Genomic DNA, 18,474 nt, shown 5'->3' on the forward strand with positions numbered 1-18,474 from the left:
GGCCTTTTGTTGTGGGAGCCGCGCCCTCGCGGCGAATGCTTAGGCCTTCAAAGGGCCTATCGCGGCTGAGCGCCGCTCCCACTCAATCAGGCGAGGTGCTTGGCAAAAAACGCCAGCGTGCGCTCACGGGCCAGCTGGGCCGATGGGGCATGCCAGGCACCGCGCTGGTCGCAGTTGAAGCCATGGTGCGCCGCATAGGTGTGCACCTCGACCTCAGGATGCGCCTTTCTGAAGGCGTCCACTGTGTCCAGCGGGATCCACTTGTCTTCCTCGGCAAAGTGCGCCAACACGGGCACTTGGGATTGGCGTGCGGTTTCTTCCGGGGTGGTCACGCCACCGCCGTAATAAGGCGCAGCAGCGCTGAGACCCGTGAGCGTGCAGGCTGCGCGCCAAGTCAGCAGGCCGCCCCAGCAATAACCCACGATGCCCACCTTGCCGCCCGAGGCCTTGGCCGCGTGGTCAATGGCAGCCTGGATGTCCTGCATCACGCCGGGTGCAGGCAAAGCCTCGACCGCGGTCTTGTAGCCAAAGCCCTCGCCCATGTCGGCGTCACTGTAGCCCAGCTCGACACCGGGCTTGACGCGGTGAAAGGCCGCTGGAGCCACGGCCACATAACCCTCGGCCGCATAGCCATCGGCCACGTTGCGGATGTGGCTGTTGACGCCAAAAATCTCCTGAATCACCACCACCGCGCCTTTGGGTGTGCCTGCTGGGCGGGCCTCGTAAGCGGGCACCAGCGTGCCGTCTGCGGTTTTCAATTCAATCATCGTTCCCATGTTCATTCCTTGGTTCAATTCAACACATCAACGGCTCAGGGCCCGCTCAACAAAGTCGAGACGGTCCTGACCCCAAAAAATCTCGCCACCGACCACGTAGCTGGGCGCGCCAAACACCCCCGCATCGATGGCCGCTTGCGTGTACGCCTCATAACGCTCTTGCACCGCCTGGCTGTGCGACTGCTCCAGCAATGCCGCAGGCAAACCCTGCTCGGCCAGCAACTCGGCCAACACCTTGTCATCGGCGATGTTGCGCTCCTGCGCCCAGCACGCCGACAGCACCGCGCCCGCCACCTGCATGGCCGCAGCCGAGCCTTGTGCCAAGTCCGCCGCGATGATGAGCCGCGCTGCATCGTCGCCGCCCACAGGGAAATACTTGGGCTTGAGGTTGAGTGGTGCATTCAGGTGTTCGCTGAAACGCTGCAACTCCACCAACCGGTAAGCCTGGCGCTGCGGCGCGCGCTGCCCCAAAGGCAGCCCGCCCGAAATAGGGAACACCTTGCCCCCCAGGTCGATCGGCATCACCCGCACCGTGGCCCCTGCCCGCGCCGCGATTTCAACCAAGCGCTGGTGCCCCAAATAAGCCCAGGGGCTTTGGGGGGCCAAGTAATAGTCCACTGCGTGACCCATGTTGTCTCCTTGTCTGTTGTGTAATCTTTGGACGAAACAGCGGTTGTAACCGCCATACCGAATTTTTGCAGGAGACACACGATGAACAAGGTCTTGTTGGTGACCGGCGGCAGCCGGGGCATTGGGGCGGCCACCGCCTTGCTGGCAGCGGCGCAGGGTTGGACTGTGGCGGTGAACTACACCGCCAATTCGCTCGCCGCAGATGAAGTGGTGCGGCAGATCCGCAGCACGGGCGGCAATGCCATCGCGGTGCAGGCCGATGTGGCCGACGAAGCGCAGGTCCTGCGCATGTACGAGCACATCGACGCCAAGCTGGGCCGCCTGTCGGGCCTGGTCAACAGCGCAGGCGTGGTCGACGTCTACGCCCGCGTGGCCGAGATGAGTGTCGCGCGCCTCAAACGCATGTTCGACATCAACGTCATCGGCTCCATCGTCTGCACCCGCGAAGCCGTGCGCCGCATGAGCACGCGCTACGGCGGCGAAGGCGGCAGCATCGTCAACGTGTCGAGCGCCGCGTCCCGCCTGGGCTCGCCCGGCCAGTACGTGGACTACGCCTCGGCCAAAGGGGCGATTGACGCCTTCACGCTGGGCCTGGCCAAAGAAGTCGCCGCCGAGGGCGTGCGCGTCAACGCCGTGCGCCCCGGCCTGATCGACACCGAAATCCACGCCTCGGGCGGCCTGCCCGACCGCGTCAAAGACCTGCAGCACCTGGTGCCCATGCAGCGCGGCGGCACCGCCGACGAGGTGGCGCAAAGCATCGTCTGGCTCTTGTCCGACGCCGCGAGCTACACGACCATGAGTTTGATCGACGTCTCCGGAGGCCGCTGATGGCCGAGTTCAAGTATTACTGGGAAGACTTTGCCCCCGGCCAGGTCCGCGACCTGGGCACCATCACGCCCACCCGCGAAGACATCCTCGCCTTTGCCCAGCAGTTTGACCCGCAGCCCTTTCATCTGAACGACGAGGCAGCCAAAGCCTCGGTCTTTGGCGCTTTGTCGGCCAGCGGCTGGCACACTTGCTCAATGGCCATGCGGCTGATGGTGACAAACTTTTTGAACGACACCTCCAGCCTCGGCTCGCCGGGCCTGGAAGGCATCAAGTGGCTCAAGCCCGTCTACCCTGGCGACACCCTGCGGCTGCAAAGCACCATGCTCGAGACCAAAGCCATGAGCAAGCGCCCGGACGTGGGCATGACGCGCAACCTGTGGGAAATGTTCAACCAGCACGGTGACAAGGTGCTGCACATGGAAGGCTGGGGCATGTTCAGAAGGCGCACACCGGCTGCCCCCTCTGCAGCCGTGCCCGCCAACCCGGCTTAAAGCCGCACAATGCGGTCATGGATTTCAAACCGCTCATCACCCTGATGGCCATCGTCAACCCGCTGGCCTGTGTCCCGTTCTTCATCCACTACACGCAAGGTTTCAGCCCGGCCCAGCGCAAGAAGACGATTTGGGTGTCTTCCTTTTCTGCCTTTGTGGTGATCGCGGCCAGCGCCCTGCTCGGTTTGCAAATCTTGGAGTTCTTCGGCATCTCGCTGGCGAGCTTCCAGGTGGGTGGCGGCATGCTGCTGCTGACCTCGGCGCTGTCCATGCTCAACGCCCAACCGGCCGAGGCCCGCGCCAACGCAGACGAAGTGCAAGACGCCGAAGCCAAAGCGGCTGTAGGCGCCAGCATCGCCGTGGTGCCACTGACCATCCCGCTGCTGACCGGCCCGGCCACCATGTCCACGGTGGTGATTTACGCCGAAAAAGCCAAAACCATGTTCCAGCTCGGCACCCTGGTCGGCTACGGCGTGGTCATCGCCCTGGCCACCGCGCTGTGCTTTTCATTGGCAGCGCCCATCGCCCGGGTGCTGGGGCGCACCGGCATCAACGTCATGACACGCTTGATGGGCCTGATCCTGGCTGCCTTGGCGGTCGAGGTGATGACCGACGGGCTGCACAAGCTGTTTCCGGTGCTGGCGCGCGGAATCTGACCGGGCCAAACGGCATCGGCAAGGTCAGTTCGTGGCCGTCTGCAAGTTGGCACCACGCTCAATCACGAATTCGCAGTCCACCAGCTTGCGTGAGTGGTTCAGATCGCTTTGTGCGATCAAGACCGACACCTCAGTACCTTTGAGGCCAGCAATGACCTCGCCCAAGCGCTTGGACAAGGCGGGCGCTACCCCCTCAAAGGGTTCATCGAGCAACAACAGACGGGTGCCGACGGCCAATGCACGTGCCAAGGCCACCAGCTTTTGCTGCCCACCTGAGAGCAGCAAGGCCCGGCGGTCTTTCATCTCGAGCAACTCAGGCAAGACTTTGTAGACCAGCGCCAAGCGCTCCTGAGGGTCCAGCGTCGGACTGACCCAAACGGGGATCAGGATGTTTTCTTCCACCGTCAGCTCAGGCACCAAGCCGCGATCCTCGGGCATGTACCCAATGCCCAGGCCCGCCCGTGCGTGTGGGGGCAAGGCGGACAGATCCTGCCCATTGAAAGTGATGGTGCCTTGCGTGGGCGTCAGATGGCCCATCACCGAGCGCAGCAAGGTGGTTTTGCCTGCGCCGTTTCGGCCAATCAAACCCACCATGGTGCCGTCTTCGACGGCAAGCGACAAACCGCGCAAAGCGACGACCGACTGGATGGCCACATGGAGGCCTTCTACCTTGAGCATGCGTGTTCCTTTGGGGGCGGTGTCTTATTCACTCAACAGTTCGCCAGTGACATAGCGCCGCACATCGTCGGTGGCCAAAGCCACTTCGGGTTTGTCGTCGGCAATGATGCGGCCGCTGTAGAACGCCACCACCCGGCTGGCATAGCGGTTGACGATGTCCATGTCATGCTCCACAAACAAGACCGTGGTGGACTGGTCCTGTCCCAGCCCGGCCATGATGGTTTCCATCATCGGAAATTTTTCTTCTGCTGACACGCCACTGGTGGGCTCGTCCAGCAGCAGCAGCTTGGGTGAACTCGTCAGCGCCATCGCAATGTCCAGCAGTTTGCGCACACCACCGGGCAACTCGGCCACGCGGCGCGAGCGGTGCTCGGTCAAAGCAAAGCGCTCGAGCAAGGCATCGGCGCGTTCGATGGCATCGCGTCGCCGCGCAGGCTGCCAAAAACTCAGCTTTTGGTCATGACACGCGTTGGCCACGAGCATGTTGTCCAGAACGGTCAACTCGCCATAGAGCTGCGGAATCTGAAACGACCGCGCCACACCCAAGTGCGTGATGGCGCGCGGGAACAAAGGTGTGATGTCCTGACCATCGAGCAGTATCTGCCCATGGTCGGGCTTGAGGTAGCCCGTGATCATGTTCACGAATGTGGTCTTGCCTGCGCCGTTGGAGCCGATCAGGCTCACACGCTCACCAGCAAAGATGTCGATGTTCAGGTTCGACGCCGCCACCACGGCACCGAATTTTTTACCCACATCGCGGGCCTGCAGCATGGCCTTCATCGCGTGCCCCCTTTGACCCAAAGGGACCCAATGCCACGCGGCAAGAAACGGATCACGATCAACAAGAAAATACCCAAGGCCATTTGCCAAGTGTTGGGGAAATAGGCACTCGAGAACGAGCGCACCACTTCCAGCACCGTGCTGGCCAGGAACAGGGCAATCACGCTTTGCCAGCCGCCCAAAATGGCGACAAACACGAACTCACCCGAGGTGGTCCAAAAACTGAAGTTCGGTTCGATGTGCCCCAAAGCCATCACCGCCAGGGCACCGCCCAAACCGCCACAAAAAGCCGCCAGGATGAAGTTGATGGCCATGGCGTGGCGCACCGAGCCGCCCAAATACTCCACCCGCAATTCGTTTTCTTTGGCGGCCACAGTGATCAAGCCACGCGTGCTGTCAAAATAAATTCGGGCCAGCAAAGCCATGACCGTCGACACCACCACGGTGAGCACATACATGATGTAACCCACCTGCTCGTCGGGCAGCTTTTGCCCCAACAGCGTAGGCCGTCCCAGATTGAACCCGTCAGAGCCGCCCAGCACCTCCAGCTTCATCAAGAGGCCATAGGTCACCATCGACAAAGCCAGGGTCAGCATGGCAAAAAAGATCCCACGGTAACGCGACAGCAGCGGCGCGAAAGGCGCCGCCACCAAAGCGGCCGCCACACCACCGCACAAGGTCAGCAGCAGCGCATCGGTGATGCCCAGCTTGTTGAACAGCAAGGCAGCGGCGTAACCGCCAACCGCAAACACCATGCCTTGACCAAAAGGCACCACACCACCGCGCATCAGCACCACGATGCCCAGCGATACAAGGCCATTGGCCGCCGCCATGGTGATCAGGAAGGTGAGCCACTTGGGCATGACGATGCCGGCCAAGGCCAAGGCCAGGCAAATGCCTGCCGCCCACAACACGGTTTGCCCCACGGGCGTTTCTTGAGAAGGCAGCACTGTGCCCAGATTTTTCGCCATGGCTCAGATCTTTCGGGCCTGAATGCGCTGGAACAGTCCTTCCGGACGGAACATCAGCACCACAGCCATCACCACATAAATTGAGAACAGTTCGGCCACGGGTGCCAGGTGAACGGCCATGGCCCGGGCCAGACCCACAATCAAAGCGCCAATGGCTGCGCCTTCAATGCTGCCCAAGCCGCCGATGATCACCACCGCGAACGACACGATGATCACGCCAACAGACACCCCAGGCTGCACTGAAATCATCGGCGCGGTGAAGGCACCGCCCAACGCCGCCAGAAAGATGCCCACCGAGAACGCCAGCATGTACACACGCGAGACGTTCACACCCATGCTCGACGCGATCTCCGAGCTGTGGATCACGGCGATCATGATCTTGCCCTGTTGGGTGCGGTTGAGCCACCACCATACGGCCAAACCCACCACCACCGCCAAAGCCACCAGCGCGAAGTCGTAACCCACATAGGTTTGCGTGCCGATGTCGATGTTGCCAAACAGCCCGTAAGGCTCCGACACGTAGTAAGGATTGGCGCCCCACAACAACTTGGTGCCATCTTCCATGACCAAGAACATGGCGTAGGTGACCAACACCAACAGCACCTCGTCGCGCCCATAAAAGAAACGCAGCAAGCCACGCTCAGTCAGGGGTGCCACGAGCGCTGCCACAGCCACGGCGGCCAACAGCATGGCCACCAGCGTGTAACCAGGCGCCCACTTCATGGCGCTGGCCCAGCCCACGAAACTGGCGGCCGCATAGGCCCCCAGTGCGTAGAAACTGCCGTGCGCGATGTTGAGGATCTTCAGCACGCCGAACACCAGCGTCAGCCCCAGCGCCACGATGAACAGCCACGAGGCGTAGGTCAGTCCGTCAATCAATATGGTCAGCATGCCTTGAGAACCTTATTTACAGCAGCTTATGGGCAACCCTTGGCGCCCGCGAAGCCAGACTTGATCCAGTCTTCAGACTTCATGTTGGCAGGCGGGTTCACACACTCCGCAGGGAAACGCATGATGTCGTCCAGCACCACCATCTTTTTGGCAGCGTCGTAACGTGTGCGGCCAATGGCGGTTTCTTGTGTGGCCTGATGCCCGCCACCCAAGTTCATGCGGATCTTGCCTGCAGGCGAGTCCCACTCGGAATTGCGCAAGGCCGCAGCCAATTGCTCGGCGTTGGGCTTCTTGCCGCCGTTGGCAGCCATGGCTTTTTCAACCGCCAACTTCAAGCCCAGCAGCGACTGCACCATGCGGTAGGGGGCTTGCACCGGGTACACGTTGTTGGCCTTGCTGTAAATGTCCCACCACCAGTCGTTCAGGGCCGACTTGGGCGCCATCAGGCCGTAGGCACCCCGCGCACCCAAAATCACGCCGTCGGGCATCTTCTCACCCAGGCCAGGCAACACATGGTCACCTGCAGAGAGGATCACTTGCGAGCGCTTGAACAAACCGCGCGGTCCAGCCTGCAAAATGAAGGCCTGCAAATCGCCGCCCCACAAGCTGCTGTGGGTGATGTCTGCTTGCTTGGACATCAGGGCTGAAATTTCTGTTCCGTACTGGCCTGCGCCAAATTTGGGCAACTGGTCTTCACCCGCCTTGGCGTTGGGGTAGAGCTTTTCCATCGACCAGACAAAGTCTTTCTTGGAGTCTTGGCCCCAAGCGTAGTCCTGGTTGATCATGTTGAAGGTGCCGACCTTGATGTCCTTGGCCTTCAGGTAACGGGCCAGGGCCACGTTGTCCATGGCCGCATGAGACGCGGTGCGGAACACGTAATTGAGTTTGTTGTCTTCAAAAATACGGGGCGTGCCGCAGTCATAAAGAATCAGGAATTTCTTCATTTCCTCGGCCACCGGGGCCACGGCCAGACAGTCGCCTGAGCCCACATAGCCCACCACCGCATCGACTTTTTCGCGCTCGTACAGGTTGCGCAACTCTTGCACTTGCTTGGTGGCACCACCGTTTTCATCGACATAGACCGCTTCGAGCTTCATGCCCCCAAAACCGGTCTTGTTGTAAGGCGCAGGCGCTGCGCCTTTGTTGAAAGCATCCACCAACACCTTGGCACCATTGACGGCCGGAATGCCAAAGCTCTCTGCCGCTTGGCCCGACAAGAAACTCACAATACCGACCTTGAAGGTCTCTTGGGCCTGAACCGCCCCGGCCGTGCACAGTGCAGCGACCAAGCTCACTGCCGTGCCGACCACCTTGCGCGACCAAGTCGCTTTGCGAATGCCTTGAATTGCCATGAGCCTCTCCACTTGTTTGTCCTAAACGGGACGACATCGAAAAAAACGCCAACGTCATCTTGTGCGGAGAAACTGGAAGGGCTCATCAGTGCAAACCCCTGCCTTCGCCAGCAAAGGGCTGAAAAATGTCACGCCCGTGACCTTTTCGTCATTGCTTGCGACTTGGCACTGCACTCAATGGGCTTACAGCGGCCTCACACGCCAAACCCACCCGCCAGCCCTTGGCGCAGGTGACCCACCAGCGCCGTCACTGCCCGAGGCACATGGGGCGCATACGGGCGAATGGCGTAAATGGTTTCAGCAAATGCGCCAACGGGTCGCCAGTTGGGCAGCACGCGCACCAACTTGCCCTGGCGCAGAGCGGCCTGGGCGCTGAAGTCGGGCATCAGGGCGATGCCCGCGCCCATAAGGGCCGCTTCGCGCAGAGCCTCGCTGTTGTTGGCGGACAAATTGCCCGACACAGGCACGGTGATGCGCTCGCCAGCTTGCGGATCGCGGGGCTCGAAGGTCCACGCCGGGGTGTCTTGCGAACGGGGGTAGTGCAGGCAGTTGTAGCTTTGCAGGTCGGCAGGGGCCTGCGGCTCCCCCTGCTTGCGCAAATAGGCGCGGGTAGCCACCAGCACCGATTCGGTGGGGCACAGTGCCCAAGCCACATGGGTGTCGGGCGGACGGGCGGTGTGTCGGATCGCCAGATCGAAGCCTTCGGTGGTCAGCGCGCTCAGGCGGTCAGACATGTCCAGCTCGATCCGCACATTGGGGTAGTCCTTGAGGAACTCGGCCAATAAGGGCATCAGTTGCTGACGTGCAAAGGCCACCGGGGCGGTCACCCGGATCAAGCCACCCGGTTGCTCGGCCAAATCGCGCACTTGTGCAAAGCTCTGCTCGATCTGCTCGAACGAGGTGCGCGTGTCATCCACCAGCTTTTGTCCCGCCTCGGTCAAGCGCAGGCTGCGGGTGGTGCGCTGCACCAGTGTGACTTTGGCTGCCCGCTCGAGCTCGGCAATGCGCTGACTCATGGCGGCCTTGCTCACGCCCAGCCGGGCGGCGGCGGCCGTGTAGCTGCCTTGCTGGGCGAGCACGCTCAGCCAGTGCAAGTGCGTCCAGAGGGTGTTGATTTTTTGCTCTTCCATACGTGTATTGTTCACTATTTTGAACAATCAATTCAGGTTTAAAGGCTTGTGAGGGGTGTCGGGGGTGCCTACACTCTGGGCTCTTTCGGCGCTTCTTATCGGCAAGAGCTGCACACAAAGCGCCGATTTTTTGTAGGAACCCACCCCTGTGGGCGATTGTTTGACGCTGTGGCCAGGCATCATCGCCCACGGGGTGGGCTCCTACAAAATACAAATTCACAAGCCACAAGGAGCACCCCATGAACATCACCCACATCGGCCATTACATTGGCGGCCAAGCCGCTGCAGGCGCTTCGGGCCGCAGCCAGCCCGTCACCAACCCCGCCACCGGTGCCGTGACCGGCAACGTGGCCCTGGCCAACAGCGCCGAAGTGGCCAAGGCCGTGGCCGCTGCGCAAGCCGCCTTCCCCGCTTGGGCCGACACGCCACCACTGCGCCGCGCCCGCGTGATGTTCAAGTTCCTGGAATTGCTGAACCAGAACAAGGACACGCTGGCCCACATGATCACTGCCGAGCACGGCAAGGTGTTCACCGACGCACAGGGCGAAGTCTCGCGCGGCATCGACATCGTGGAATTCGCCACCGGCATTCCGCAGCTGCTCAAGGGTGACTTCACCGACCAGGTCTCCACCGGCATCGACAACTGGACGCTGCGCCAGCCTTTGGGCGTGGTGGCGGGCATCACGCCCTTCAACTTCCCTGTGATGGTGCCCATGTGGATGTTCCCGGTCGCCATTGCGGCGGGCAACACCTTCATCTTGAAACCCAGCCCGACCGACCCGACACCCGCCTTGTTCATGGCCGAGTTGCTCAAAAAAGCCGGTTTACCAGACGGCGTGTTCAACGTGGTGCAAGGCGACAAAGAAGCCGTGGACGCGCTGCTGGAGCACCCCGATGTGAAGGCCATCAGCTTTGTGGGCTCCACACCGATTGCCAACTACATTTATGAGACCGGCGCACACCACGGCAAGCGCGTGCAAGCCCTGGGCGGCGCGAAAAACCACTTGGTGGTCATGCCCGACGCCGACATCGACCAGACCGTGGACGCGCTGATTGGCGCAGGCTACGGCTCGGCAGGCGAGCGCTGCATGGCGATTTCGGTCGCGGTGCTGGTGGGCGATGTGGCCGACAAGATCTTGCCAAAGCTGATCGAGCGCACCAAAGCACTGCAAGTGCTCAACGGTGAAAACCTGGCCGCCGAGATGGGCCCCATCGTGACTGACGCGGCGCGCCAGCGCATCAAGGGTTACATCGACGCGGGCGTGGCCGAAGGCGCACAGCTGCTGGTGGATGGCCGTGAGTTTGACGGCGCGAAAGCCGGTGCAGGTTGCGAGAACGGTTTCTGGCTTGGCGGCACCTTGTTTGACAACGTGACCACCGACATGAAGATCTACAAAGAGGAAATCTTTGGCCCGGTGCTGTCCTGCGTGCGTGTGCCCGACTTTGCAACGGCTGTGCAGATCATCAACGACCACGAGTTCGGCAACGGCGTGAGCTGCTTCACCCGCGACGGCAATGTGGCCCGTGAATTCTCGCGCCGCATTCAGGTGGGCATGGTCGGCATCAACGTGCCGATCCCCGTGCCCATGGCTTGGCACGGCTTTGGCGGCTGGAAGCGCTCGTTGTTTGGCGACATGCACGCCTATGGCGAAGAGGGCGTGCGCTTTTATACCAAGCAAAAGTCCATCATGCAGCGCTGGCCTGAGAGCATCGGCAAAGGTGCTGAGTTTGTGATGCCTACGGCCAAATAAATTGCCGTAGTCAACAGCCGTGGTGATTTCCGCGGGGGCGACTGGCCGGGGCCGCAGGGCCTCATCAGTCGCTTCGCGCCAGCAAATCGGCCCAGCGGCCCCGGCCAGTCGCCCCCGCTGCGCTGGCTGTGTCCATACTGCAAATGGGAGGCCTTGTAGGTCGGCACCTTCAGGTCCGACATGGTGTGCTGATCAAAACAGTTCGCTTGTCATGTGTGCATCAACCCCATCAACGTCGGCTCTCAAGCGCCGACCTGCAAAAATCCACAGGCACAATCGTTCCATCAGGAGACTGGGAAGAACATGAACGACAACACCTTCGACTACATCATCGTAGGCGGCGGCACGGCAGGCAGCCTGCTGGCCAACCGCCTGAGCGCTGACGCCAGCAAGCGCGTGCTGCTGCTGGAGGCGGGCAAAAAAGACGATTACCACTGGATCCACATCCCTGTGGGTTATCTGTACTGCATTGGCAACCCGCGCACCGACTGGCTGTACCAGACCGAGCCAGCCGAAGGCCTGAACGGCCGCACCCTGCGCTACCCGCGTGGCAAGGTGCTGGGCGGGTGCTCCAGCATCAACGGCATGATTTACATGCGCGGCCAGTCGCGGGACTACGACCAGTGGGCGCAGATCACCGGCAACGACGAATGGCTCTGGGAACGGTCCTTGCCTTACTTCAAGTTGCACGAAGACCACTACAAGGGCGAAAACGAATTTCACGGAGCCAAGGGTGCCAAGTCCGAATTGCTGGCCCCCACCGATTTAGCCAAGGGCAGTTACCTGCACACCCTGCGCGGGCGCAACACCGGCGGTGAATGGCGCATCGAAAAGCAACGCCTGCGCTGGGACGTGCTGGATGCGTTTGCGCAAGCTGCGCAGCAAGCGGGCATTCCGGCCACAGACGACTTCAACCGGGGCAACAACGAGGGCGTGAGCTACTTCGAGGTCAACCAAAAAGACGGTTGGCGCTGGAACACGGCCAAGGCCTTTTTGCGGCCCACCTGCTACGCCCGCCCCAACTTCGAGTTGTGGAACAAGGCACAGGTGGCCAAGCTGATCATCGAAACCCAAGCCGATGGCAGCCAGCGGTGCACCGGCGCGCAGGTCTGGTCGGGCGTGGAGATGGTCGAGGTCAAAGCCACCCGCGAGGTGATTTTGAGTGCGGGCAGCATCGGCTCGGCGCAAATCCTGCAGCTGTCGGGCATTGGGCCTGCCGCCTTGCTGAAAGACAAAGGCGTGGACGTCAAGCACGAGCTGCCCGGCGTGGGCGCCAACTTGCAAGACCACTTGCAGATCCGCTCGGTCTACAAGGTCAAAGGCACCAAAACGCTGAACACCATGGCGGGCAGCCTGTGGGGCAAGGCCATGATCGGGCTGGAATACGCCCTCAAACGCACCGGCCCCATGAGCATGGCGCCCAGCCAACTGGGCGCGTTCACCAAAAGCGACCCGTCGCAGCCACACGCCAACATCCAGTACCACGTGCAACCCCTGAGCTTGGACGCTTTTGGCGAGCCGCTGCACAGCTTCCCGGCCATCACGGCCAGCGTGTGCAACCTGAACCCCACCAGCCGGGGCTCGGTGCAGATCAAAACCCATCGTTTCGAAGACGCCCCTGCCATTGCGCCCAACTACCTGGCCACCGACGAGGACCGCAAGGTGGCCGCCGACAGCTTGCGCGTGACCCGCCGGATCATGGGCCAAGAGGCCATGAAACCCTTTCAGCCCGAAGAGTTCAAGCCCGGCGTGCAGTACCAGACCGATGAAGAACTGGCCAAATTGGCCGGTGACATTGCCAGCACCATCTTCCACCCCGTGGGCACCACCCGCATGGGGCGCGATGACGACCCGATGGCGGTGGTCAATGCGCGGCTGCAGGTGCGCGGCGTGGCGGGCCTGCGCGTGGTCGATGCGGGCGTGATGCCCACCATCACCAGCGGCAACACCAACAGCCCGACGCTCATGATTGCCGAGAAGGCCGCGCACTGGATCGCACAGGACGCCCAGCGTTGGGTGCCCTGAATTCCGGTTTGGGTCAGCTCATATCCAGTTTTGATCAGGGATTTCCCGCGAATCGGGAAATCCCTGAGGGTTTCATCTCCCGCCAGCCCTTACATTTCATTCACTCGATGCATAGCAGTACCTTGCATCCCGAGGGCCGAGGAGACAACTCGAACCCCTAAGAACTCCAACATGAACCAACATCCGAACGAGATGTGACTTCTCAGGCGCCGCGCAAGCGGCGCTTTTTTTTCGCCCGTCGCTGGCCCGACAGGCCTTGCGCCGCCCCAATGCCACAATCGACTGCATGGAATTGCTGATTGTTTCGCTGGCCTCGCTGCTGGCTGGCTTGGTGGACTCGATCGTCGGTGGCGGTGGCCTGATCTTGCTGCCCGCCCTGTTTGCCGCCTTCCCTGGCGCGGCCCCGGCCACCTTGTTTGGCACCAACAAAAGCGCCTCGATCTGGGGCACCGCCTTTGCCACCGTGCAGTACAGCCGCAAAGTGGTCATGCCCTGGCGATCTTTGCTGCCCGCAGCCGGTCTCGGTCTGCTGGGCTCTTTGGCCGGTGCCTGGGTCGTCACCCAGGTGGACCCCAGCCTGTTTCGCAAAGCTTTGCCGGTGCTGCTGGTCTTGCTCTTGCTGTACACCTTGGTCAAAAAAGACATGGGCCGCAGCCACGCGCCGCGCTTTGCCGGTTCGCAAGAGGCTTGGGTGGCGGCAGGCATCGGCCTGGTGATCGGGTTTTACGACGGCTTCTTTGGCCCCGGCACCGGCAGTTTTTTGGTGTTTGCCTATGTGCGCTGGCTGGGTTATGACTTTTTGCACGCCTCGGCCGCTGCGAAATTCATCAACCTGTTCACCAACATGGCGGCCTTGGTGCTGTTCACGCTCAAAGGCCATGTGTGGTGGCACATGGCGCTGCCCATGGCGCTGGCCAATGTGGTGGGCAGCCTGATCGGCACCCGACTGGCCCTGAAACACGGCGCTGATTTTGTGCGCCACGTTTTCATCCTGGTGGTGCTGGCCTTGATCTGCAAGACCGCTTACGACACCTGGCTGCGCTGACGCCTCAGCGCAAGCGCCACTTGATCTGCCCGGCGTACTGCGCCAGCGCCACACCCGACAAGATCACGCCCGCCCCGGCGATCTTGATCCAGGTGTAGTGTTCCCCAGACCAAGCCCAAGCAAACAGGCCCGTCATGGGCGGCATCAAATACATCAGGGGCGCGGTGCGGGCCACGCCACGCACGGTGTTGATCCAGCCCCAGATCAGCCAGCCCATGAAGGCCGACACCAGCACCGACCAGAACAGCCCTGCCCAGGCCCACATGTCGAGGCTGGCCCATGGCGCCTGCAAGCCCACCGGGATCGACAAGACCAAAATCGGCAGGCTGCCGAGCAAGGTGGTGTAACCCATGGTCAGCACCGGCCCATGCCGCTCCATGAGGGGCTTGGCTGCCACGGTGTAATAAGAAAACAGGCTGGCCGCGATCAGCAAGACCAGATCACCGCCCCCGGCCCGCCAGTGGCCGCCCAGCAGCTTGTCGGACAGGAACATCAAAACACCCAGCAGCGCCAAGCCAACCCCGGCAACTTGGGCCAGACTCAGGCGCTCAAAACCTTTGTACCGCAGGATCAGCAAGGTGAAAACTGGCCCGCACGCGAGGATGACCGCGCTGGAAAACGCCGTGGACCAATGGATGCCGTAGGTCACCAGGCCCACATGCAAGGTGTGGCCTGCAAAGCCCAGCCAGGCCATGTGCAGCAGGTCTTGGCGGGGCAAAGCGGGCAACCAGCGGCCCAGACGCCAGCGCATCAACAAGAGCGCACACGTGGGCATGATGATGTAACGCGCCATCAGAAAACCGGTGGGCGAGACCAGCTCGAACAGAAATTTTTGCAGTGTGAAGTTGGCCCCCCAGATCACGATCAGGGCCAGCGCGGCCATCAAAGCGGTCTGATCGTGGCGGTGCGTGGGCGATCGGTGGGGCATGGGCCATTGTCACCGTGACCTGCCAGAAGGCTTGTCACGCGTGCAGCAAACCGCTGGACCCCACTGGATCGCCACGCTTCGCTCGCGATGACAAAAGGACGTCTGCGATGACTGGTGGGGAGAAGTTCAGTCCACCACCACCGGCACGCGCTGGGACAGTGCGCACATCAGCTCATAACCCACCGTGCCAGCGGCCTGCGCCACCTCGTCGATGCTGAGCACCGCACCGTCAGCGGCACGCCCCCACAGGGTGACTTGGCTGCCCACACCTGCGGCTGGGACATCGCTCAGGTCCACCGCCAGCATGTCCATGCTCACGCGGCCCAAGGTGCGGCTGCGCGAGCCACCTACCAGCACCGGCGTGCCCGTGGGGCACAGGCGCGGATAGCCGTCGGCATAACCGCAGGCCACCACACCGATGCGCATCGCGTCGTCTGCCACAAAGCTGGAGCCATAACCCACGCTGTCGCCCGCTCGCAGGTGCTGGACCGCAATGACGTTGGCGTGCAGGCTCATGGCGGGCTGCAAAGCCCAATCGGCAGCAGTGTGCGCCGGGAAATCTGGCGAGCTGCCATACAGCGCAATGCCTGGACGGATCCAGTCGGCTTTGACGCTGGCCTCTTGGGCATGGCGCAAGGTGGCAGCGCTGTTGCTCAAGGAACGCTCTCCGGGGAGATCGCGGGTGGCTTCTTCAAAGCGGGCCACTTGCTCGGCAATGCCCTTGTCGCCATCGGCATCGCTGAAATGGGTGATCAGCGAAATCTCGTCCACTTGGGGCAAGGCGTTCAGGCGCGTCCAGGCCGAGCGAAAGCGCTGCGGCGCAAAACCCAAACGGTTCATGCCCGAGTTCATCTTGAGGAAGACCCGATGCGGCTCGTGCGTTTTGTGCAGCGCCAGCATGTCAATCTGCTCATCGCAGTGCACCGTGTGCCACAGGTGCAGGCGCGAGCACAGCTCCAAGTCTCGCGCCTCAAAAGCGCCTTCAAGCAACAAGATGGGGCCGCGCCAACCCAAGGCCCTGACGCGCTCGGCTTCGTTCAGGTCCAGCAAAGCAAAGCCGTCGGCCCCGCGCAGGCTTTCAAACACACGCTCAATGCCGTGGCCATAGGCATTGGCCTTGACCACCGCCCAAGCCTGAGCATCAGGCGCAGCCTGGCGGGCAACTCCCAGGTTGTGGCGCAGCGCGGCGGTGTGGATGGTGGCTTGTATGGGGCGGGGCATGGGTGCAAACGTGAAAAAGGCCGATGAAGTATGCCAGCTTCACCAGCCCTGAAGGCGCCGAGTCCAAACCAGACCCACCGCCCGCTGATCCGGCTCAGCGGGCTTTCAAAAACTCGCCCACTTCCAACAACACCAGCTCGTTGTCGTCGGCCTTGTTGGGCTCACGGCTGCTGGAAAACGGCAGGTTGTTGTCATTGCCCACCACGATGTGGGTGGCATCCACCACCTCCACATTTTCGATGGTGAAGAAGGGAAAGCTCAAAGCACCGTTCACCAGCGGCTTGCGAGCCAACTTTTGGGGGTCGGCCATGTTCAGCAAGTCGATGTAACCGATCTTGCGCAGTGGGCCTCCCACGTTGGCTTCGGTCAGTTCGACTTTGTAGACGCGCTTGAATTGGGGCAAGTCATGGAAGCAGTCTGTGCGTTTCACGCCTGCGGGGCAGGCCTTGTCGGGCGTGCCCTCGCCGTTGTCGCGCTCGATGATCAGGCCGGTGGTCTCGTCGATCATGTTGAAGTCACCGATGGCGTGGTGATTGGCTTCCAGCACGTATTTCCAGTGGCGACCGGTCCATTTTTCGGCTTTCACGTCAAATTCGAGCACGCGCAGGTAGGGCTTGCCATTCAGCGTCTCGGGGGCTTTGGCCGCTTCGTCCCACACAGCGCCTTCCAGCAGCGCATAGAGCTTGCTGCCGTCTTTGGAAGATGCCATGCCCTCAAAACCCTTGGAGCGGCGCACCTGGAACTTCACGGCCTGGTCCGGAGAGCCTGGCGTGGTGACTGCGGGGTGGTCGGGGGAGCGCACCACTTGGCCATCCACTAGCGTTTCAAACACCGCCAGCACTTTGCCATTCAGGTCGGCCTTGACCAAAAAAGGGCCAAATTCGTCACCGATCCACATCGCGCCACCCGCAAACTGGAAGCTCTCGGTGTCCAGGTCCGAGCCGGTCAGGTAGCGCTGCGGGGTGCCTTCGTGGACGATGCGAAACGGCACTTTTTTGTCCGGGTCGTGCAAGAACACGGTGCGCAGGCGTTTGAATTCGCCGGACTTGAAATCGACCTTGTACTGGTTCAGGTAAAGCATGAAGTCGGGCGAGTTGGCTTTGGAGCCCGCGCCGTTGTCGGTCAACAGCCAGTAGCTGCCATCGGCCATGCGCTTGATGCCCGAATGGCCCTGCACCGGCTGACCCTTGAAGGGCAAAAACACGCCGGTGGGGCGGCCTGCCGACAGGCCTTCCACGCTGCCGATCTTGTCAACGCGCTGGCCAGTGGTGAATTTGCCGCTGACCTGCAAGTCAGCCGGGGCATCCTTGGGCGCAGGGATCAGGCTCAGGGCGGGCAGCACGGCATGACCGGCCAAGGTGGCGGGAAATGCGGTTTGCGCTGCGGCTGGCAAAGTCCAGGATGCCGCCGTGGTCAGCAAGATCGCTGCCAGAGTGCAAGAACGTGGGTGCAAAGATGAAATCATGACATGTTCCAGAGTTAAGCCGTGATCTCAGCTTAGAAACACAGAATGAAAGTGGCATGACGAAGACATGACGCCAGCAAGTCAGACAAGCCCGTTCATCCTTCGGGAATACCCCCTGAACCCCGTTTCGGAAGGGGCATTCAAATGAATTACACTGGCCCGCTGCCTTTGCAGACCGAGCATTTCGCTCACCCGCCAAGGCGCTGGTTGAACTTTGATATTCGATGGAAGTTTTTCAATTTCTGATGCCCATTTTCACCGAGTACGGCTACTGGGCCGTGTTCGTGATGCTATTGGTTTGTGGCTTCGGCATTCCTGTCCCTGAAGACGTGACGCTGGTGACCGGCGGGGTGATCGCGGGTCTGGGCCATGCGCATGTGCACACCATGTTTGCCGTGGGCATGGCGGGTGTGTTGATTGGCGACGGTTTGATGTTCACCCTGGGCCGCTTGTACGGCCAACGCATCTCGCAGATGCCTGGTTTTCGCAAAGTGCTCACCCCCGAACGCTTTGCCAGCGCGCAAGACGCATTTCACAAATACGGCAAATGGGTCATGTTCGTGGCCCGTTTCCTGCCCGGTCTGCGCACCCCCGTGTTCTTCTCGGCTGGCATGAGCCAGCGCGTGACCTTCCCCACCTGGTTCCTGATGGATGGTTTTGCCGCCCTCATCAGCGTGCCAATCTGGGTGTACCTGGGCTACTACGGCGCCCAAAACTGGGACTGGATGTTTGGGGTGTTGCGCCAGTTCCAGCACGGCATCTTTGCACTGCTCGCACTGGGCTTGGGCTGGGTGGGCTGGCGCTGGTGGAACAAGCACAAAGCTTCAGCCGCCACCAAAGACCCTCTCTGAGCCTG

18 protein-coding genes are annotated in these 18,474 nt (G+C 61.6%); 7 read left to right on the top strand and 11 right to left on the bottom strand.

Going from position 1 to position 18,474, the window contains the following annotated elements; translation table 11 throughout:
• Window positions 1-86: 86 nt before the first annotated feature.
• Together B9Z52_RS04125 and B9Z52_RS04130 are read right to left on the bottom strand one after the other, a co-directional pair.
• Complete coding sequence (locus B9Z52_RS04125) at window positions 87-776, bottom strand: dienelactone hydrolase family protein (RefSeq protein WP_108412701.1); 690 nt, start codon at window positions 774-776, stop codon at window positions 87-89.
• 27 nt (window positions 777-803) lie between these two features.
• A complete protein-coding gene (locus B9Z52_RS04130) occupies window positions 804-1,406 on the bottom strand; it encodes a 2-hydroxychromene-2-carboxylate isomerase (RefSeq protein ID WP_108412571.1) in 603 nt (200 codons plus the stop codon).
• Window positions 1,407-1,487: 81 nt separating this feature from the next.
• On the opposite strand from B9Z52_RS04130, the gene B9Z52_RS04135 reads away from it, so the two are divergent.
• The 3 genes from B9Z52_RS04135 to B9Z52_RS04145 are packed head-to-tail and all read left to right on the top strand — an operon-like array spanning window position 1,488 to window position 3,381.
• Window positions 1,488-2,234: an SDR family oxidoreductase gene (locus B9Z52_RS04135; RefSeq protein WP_108412572.1), complete on the top strand. Its 747-nt coding sequence runs from the start codon at window positions 1,488-1,490 to the stop codon at window positions 2,232-2,234.
• The gene (locus tag B9Z52_RS04140; RefSeq protein WP_108412573.1) at window positions 2,234-2,725 is read left to right on the top strand and encodes a MaoC family dehydratase; all 492 of its coding nucleotides are present in this window, start codon (window positions 2,234-2,236) and stop codon (window positions 2,723-2,725) included. The genes B9Z52_RS04135 and B9Z52_RS04140 overlap by 1 nt, the downstream gene beginning before the upstream one ends.
• A gap of 17 nt (window positions 2,726-2,742) precedes the next feature.
• On the top strand, window positions 2,743-3,381 hold the full coding sequence (locus B9Z52_RS04145; protein ID WP_108412574.1) for a MarC family protein: 639 nt from the start codon (window positions 2,743-2,745) through the stop codon (window positions 3,379-3,381).
• A gap of 24 nt (window positions 3,382-3,405) precedes the next feature.
• On the opposite strand, the gene B9Z52_RS04150 is transcribed toward B9Z52_RS04145, so the two are convergent.
• From B9Z52_RS04150 to B9Z52_RS04175, 6 genes are all read right to left on the bottom strand, one after another.
• A complete protein-coding gene (locus B9Z52_RS04150; RefSeq protein ID WP_108412575.1) occupies window positions 3,406-4,059 on the bottom strand; it encodes an ABC transporter ATP-binding protein in 654 nt (217 codons plus the stop codon).
• Between the two features lie 24 nt (window positions 4,060-4,083).
• A complete protein-coding gene (locus tag B9Z52_RS04155) occupies window positions 4,084-4,839 on the bottom strand; it encodes an ABC transporter ATP-binding protein (RefSeq protein ID WP_108412576.1) in 756 nt (251 codons plus the stop codon).
• Complete coding sequence (locus B9Z52_RS04160) at window positions 4,836-5,810, bottom strand: branched-chain amino acid ABC transporter permease (RefSeq protein WP_108412577.1); 975 nt, start codon at window positions 5,808-5,810, stop codon at window positions 4,836-4,838. Before B9Z52_RS04160 ends, B9Z52_RS04155 begins: the two co-directional genes overlap by 4 nt.
• A gap of 3 nt (window positions 5,811-5,813) precedes the next feature.
• The gene (locus tag B9Z52_RS04165) at window positions 5,814-6,701 is read right to left on the bottom strand and encodes a branched-chain amino acid ABC transporter permease (RefSeq protein WP_108412578.1); all 888 of its coding nucleotides are present in this window, start codon (window positions 6,699-6,701) and stop codon (window positions 5,814-5,816) included.
• Window positions 6,702-6,727: 26 nt separating this feature from the next.
• Complete coding sequence (locus B9Z52_RS04170; RefSeq protein ID WP_108412579.1) at window positions 6,728-8,053, bottom strand: ABC transporter substrate-binding protein; 1,326 nt, start codon at window positions 8,051-8,053, stop codon at window positions 6,728-6,730.
• Between the two features lie 194 nt (window positions 8,054-8,247).
• The gene (locus B9Z52_RS04175; protein ID WP_108412580.1) at window positions 8,248-9,183 is read right to left on the bottom strand and encodes a LysR family transcriptional regulator; all 936 of its coding nucleotides are present in this window, start codon (window positions 9,181-9,183) and stop codon (window positions 8,248-8,250) included.
• A 239-nt stretch (window positions 9,184-9,422) separates the two neighbouring features.
• On the opposite strand from B9Z52_RS04175, the gene B9Z52_RS04180 reads away from it, so the two are divergent.
• The 3 genes from B9Z52_RS04180 (at window position 9,423) to B9Z52_RS04190 (ending at window position 14,004) form a co-directional block, all read left to right on the top strand.
• Window positions 9,423-10,934 (top strand): CoA-acylating methylmalonate-semialdehyde dehydrogenase, encoded by a 1,512-nt coding sequence (locus B9Z52_RS04180; RefSeq protein ID WP_108412581.1) that lies wholly within the window; start codon window positions 9,423-9,425, stop codon window positions 10,932-10,934.
• A 303-nt stretch (window positions 10,935-11,237) separates the two neighbouring features.
• Window positions 11,238-12,959 carry a GMC family oxidoreductase gene (locus tag B9Z52_RS04185; protein WP_108412582.1) on the top strand — a complete coding sequence of 574 codons (1,722 nt, stop codon included), beginning with the start codon at window positions 11,238-11,240 and terminating at the stop codon, window positions 12,957-12,959.
• Window positions 12,960-13,245: 286 nt separating this feature from the next.
• Window positions 13,246-14,004: a TSUP family transporter gene (locus B9Z52_RS04190; RefSeq protein WP_108412702.1), complete on the top strand. Its 759-nt coding sequence runs from the start codon at window positions 13,246-13,248 to the stop codon at window positions 14,002-14,004.
• A gap of 4 nt (window positions 14,005-14,008) precedes the next feature.
• Here the strand turns inward: B9Z52_RS04190 and B9Z52_RS04195 are convergent, their stop codons facing one another.
• From B9Z52_RS04195 to B9Z52_RS04205, 3 genes are all read right to left on the bottom strand, one after another.
• The gene (locus B9Z52_RS04195; RefSeq protein WP_108412583.1) at window positions 14,009-14,932 is read right to left on the bottom strand and encodes a DMT family transporter; all 924 of its coding nucleotides are present in this window, start codon (window positions 14,930-14,932) and stop codon (window positions 14,009-14,011) included.
• 126 nt (window positions 14,933-15,058) lie between these two features.
• Window positions 15,059-16,153, bottom strand: a complete 1,095-nt coding sequence (gene alr / locus B9Z52_RS04200) for an alanine racemase (protein ID WP_108412584.1) — start codon at window positions 16,151-16,153, stop codon at window positions 15,059-15,061.
• Window positions 16,154-16,247: 94 nt separating this feature from the next.
• Window positions 16,248-17,618 (bottom strand): esterase-like activity of phytase family protein, encoded by a 1,371-nt coding sequence (locus B9Z52_RS04205; protein ID WP_108412585.1) that lies wholly within the window; start codon window positions 17,616-17,618, stop codon window positions 16,248-16,250.
• Between the two features lie 245 nt (window positions 17,619-17,863).
• On the opposite strand from B9Z52_RS04205, the gene B9Z52_RS04210 reads away from it, so the two are divergent.
• Entirely contained in the window at window positions 17,864-18,469 is a 606-nt protein-coding gene (locus tag B9Z52_RS04210) for a DedA family protein (protein ID WP_233251805.1), read from the top strand.
• The last annotated feature ends 5 nt before the right edge of the window (window positions 18,470-18,474 follow it).

The organism is Limnohabitans sp. Jir72 (assembly GCF_003063575.1).
Lineage (GTDB): Bacteria > Pseudomonadota > Gammaproteobacteria > Burkholderiales > Burkholderiaceae_C > Limnohabitans_A.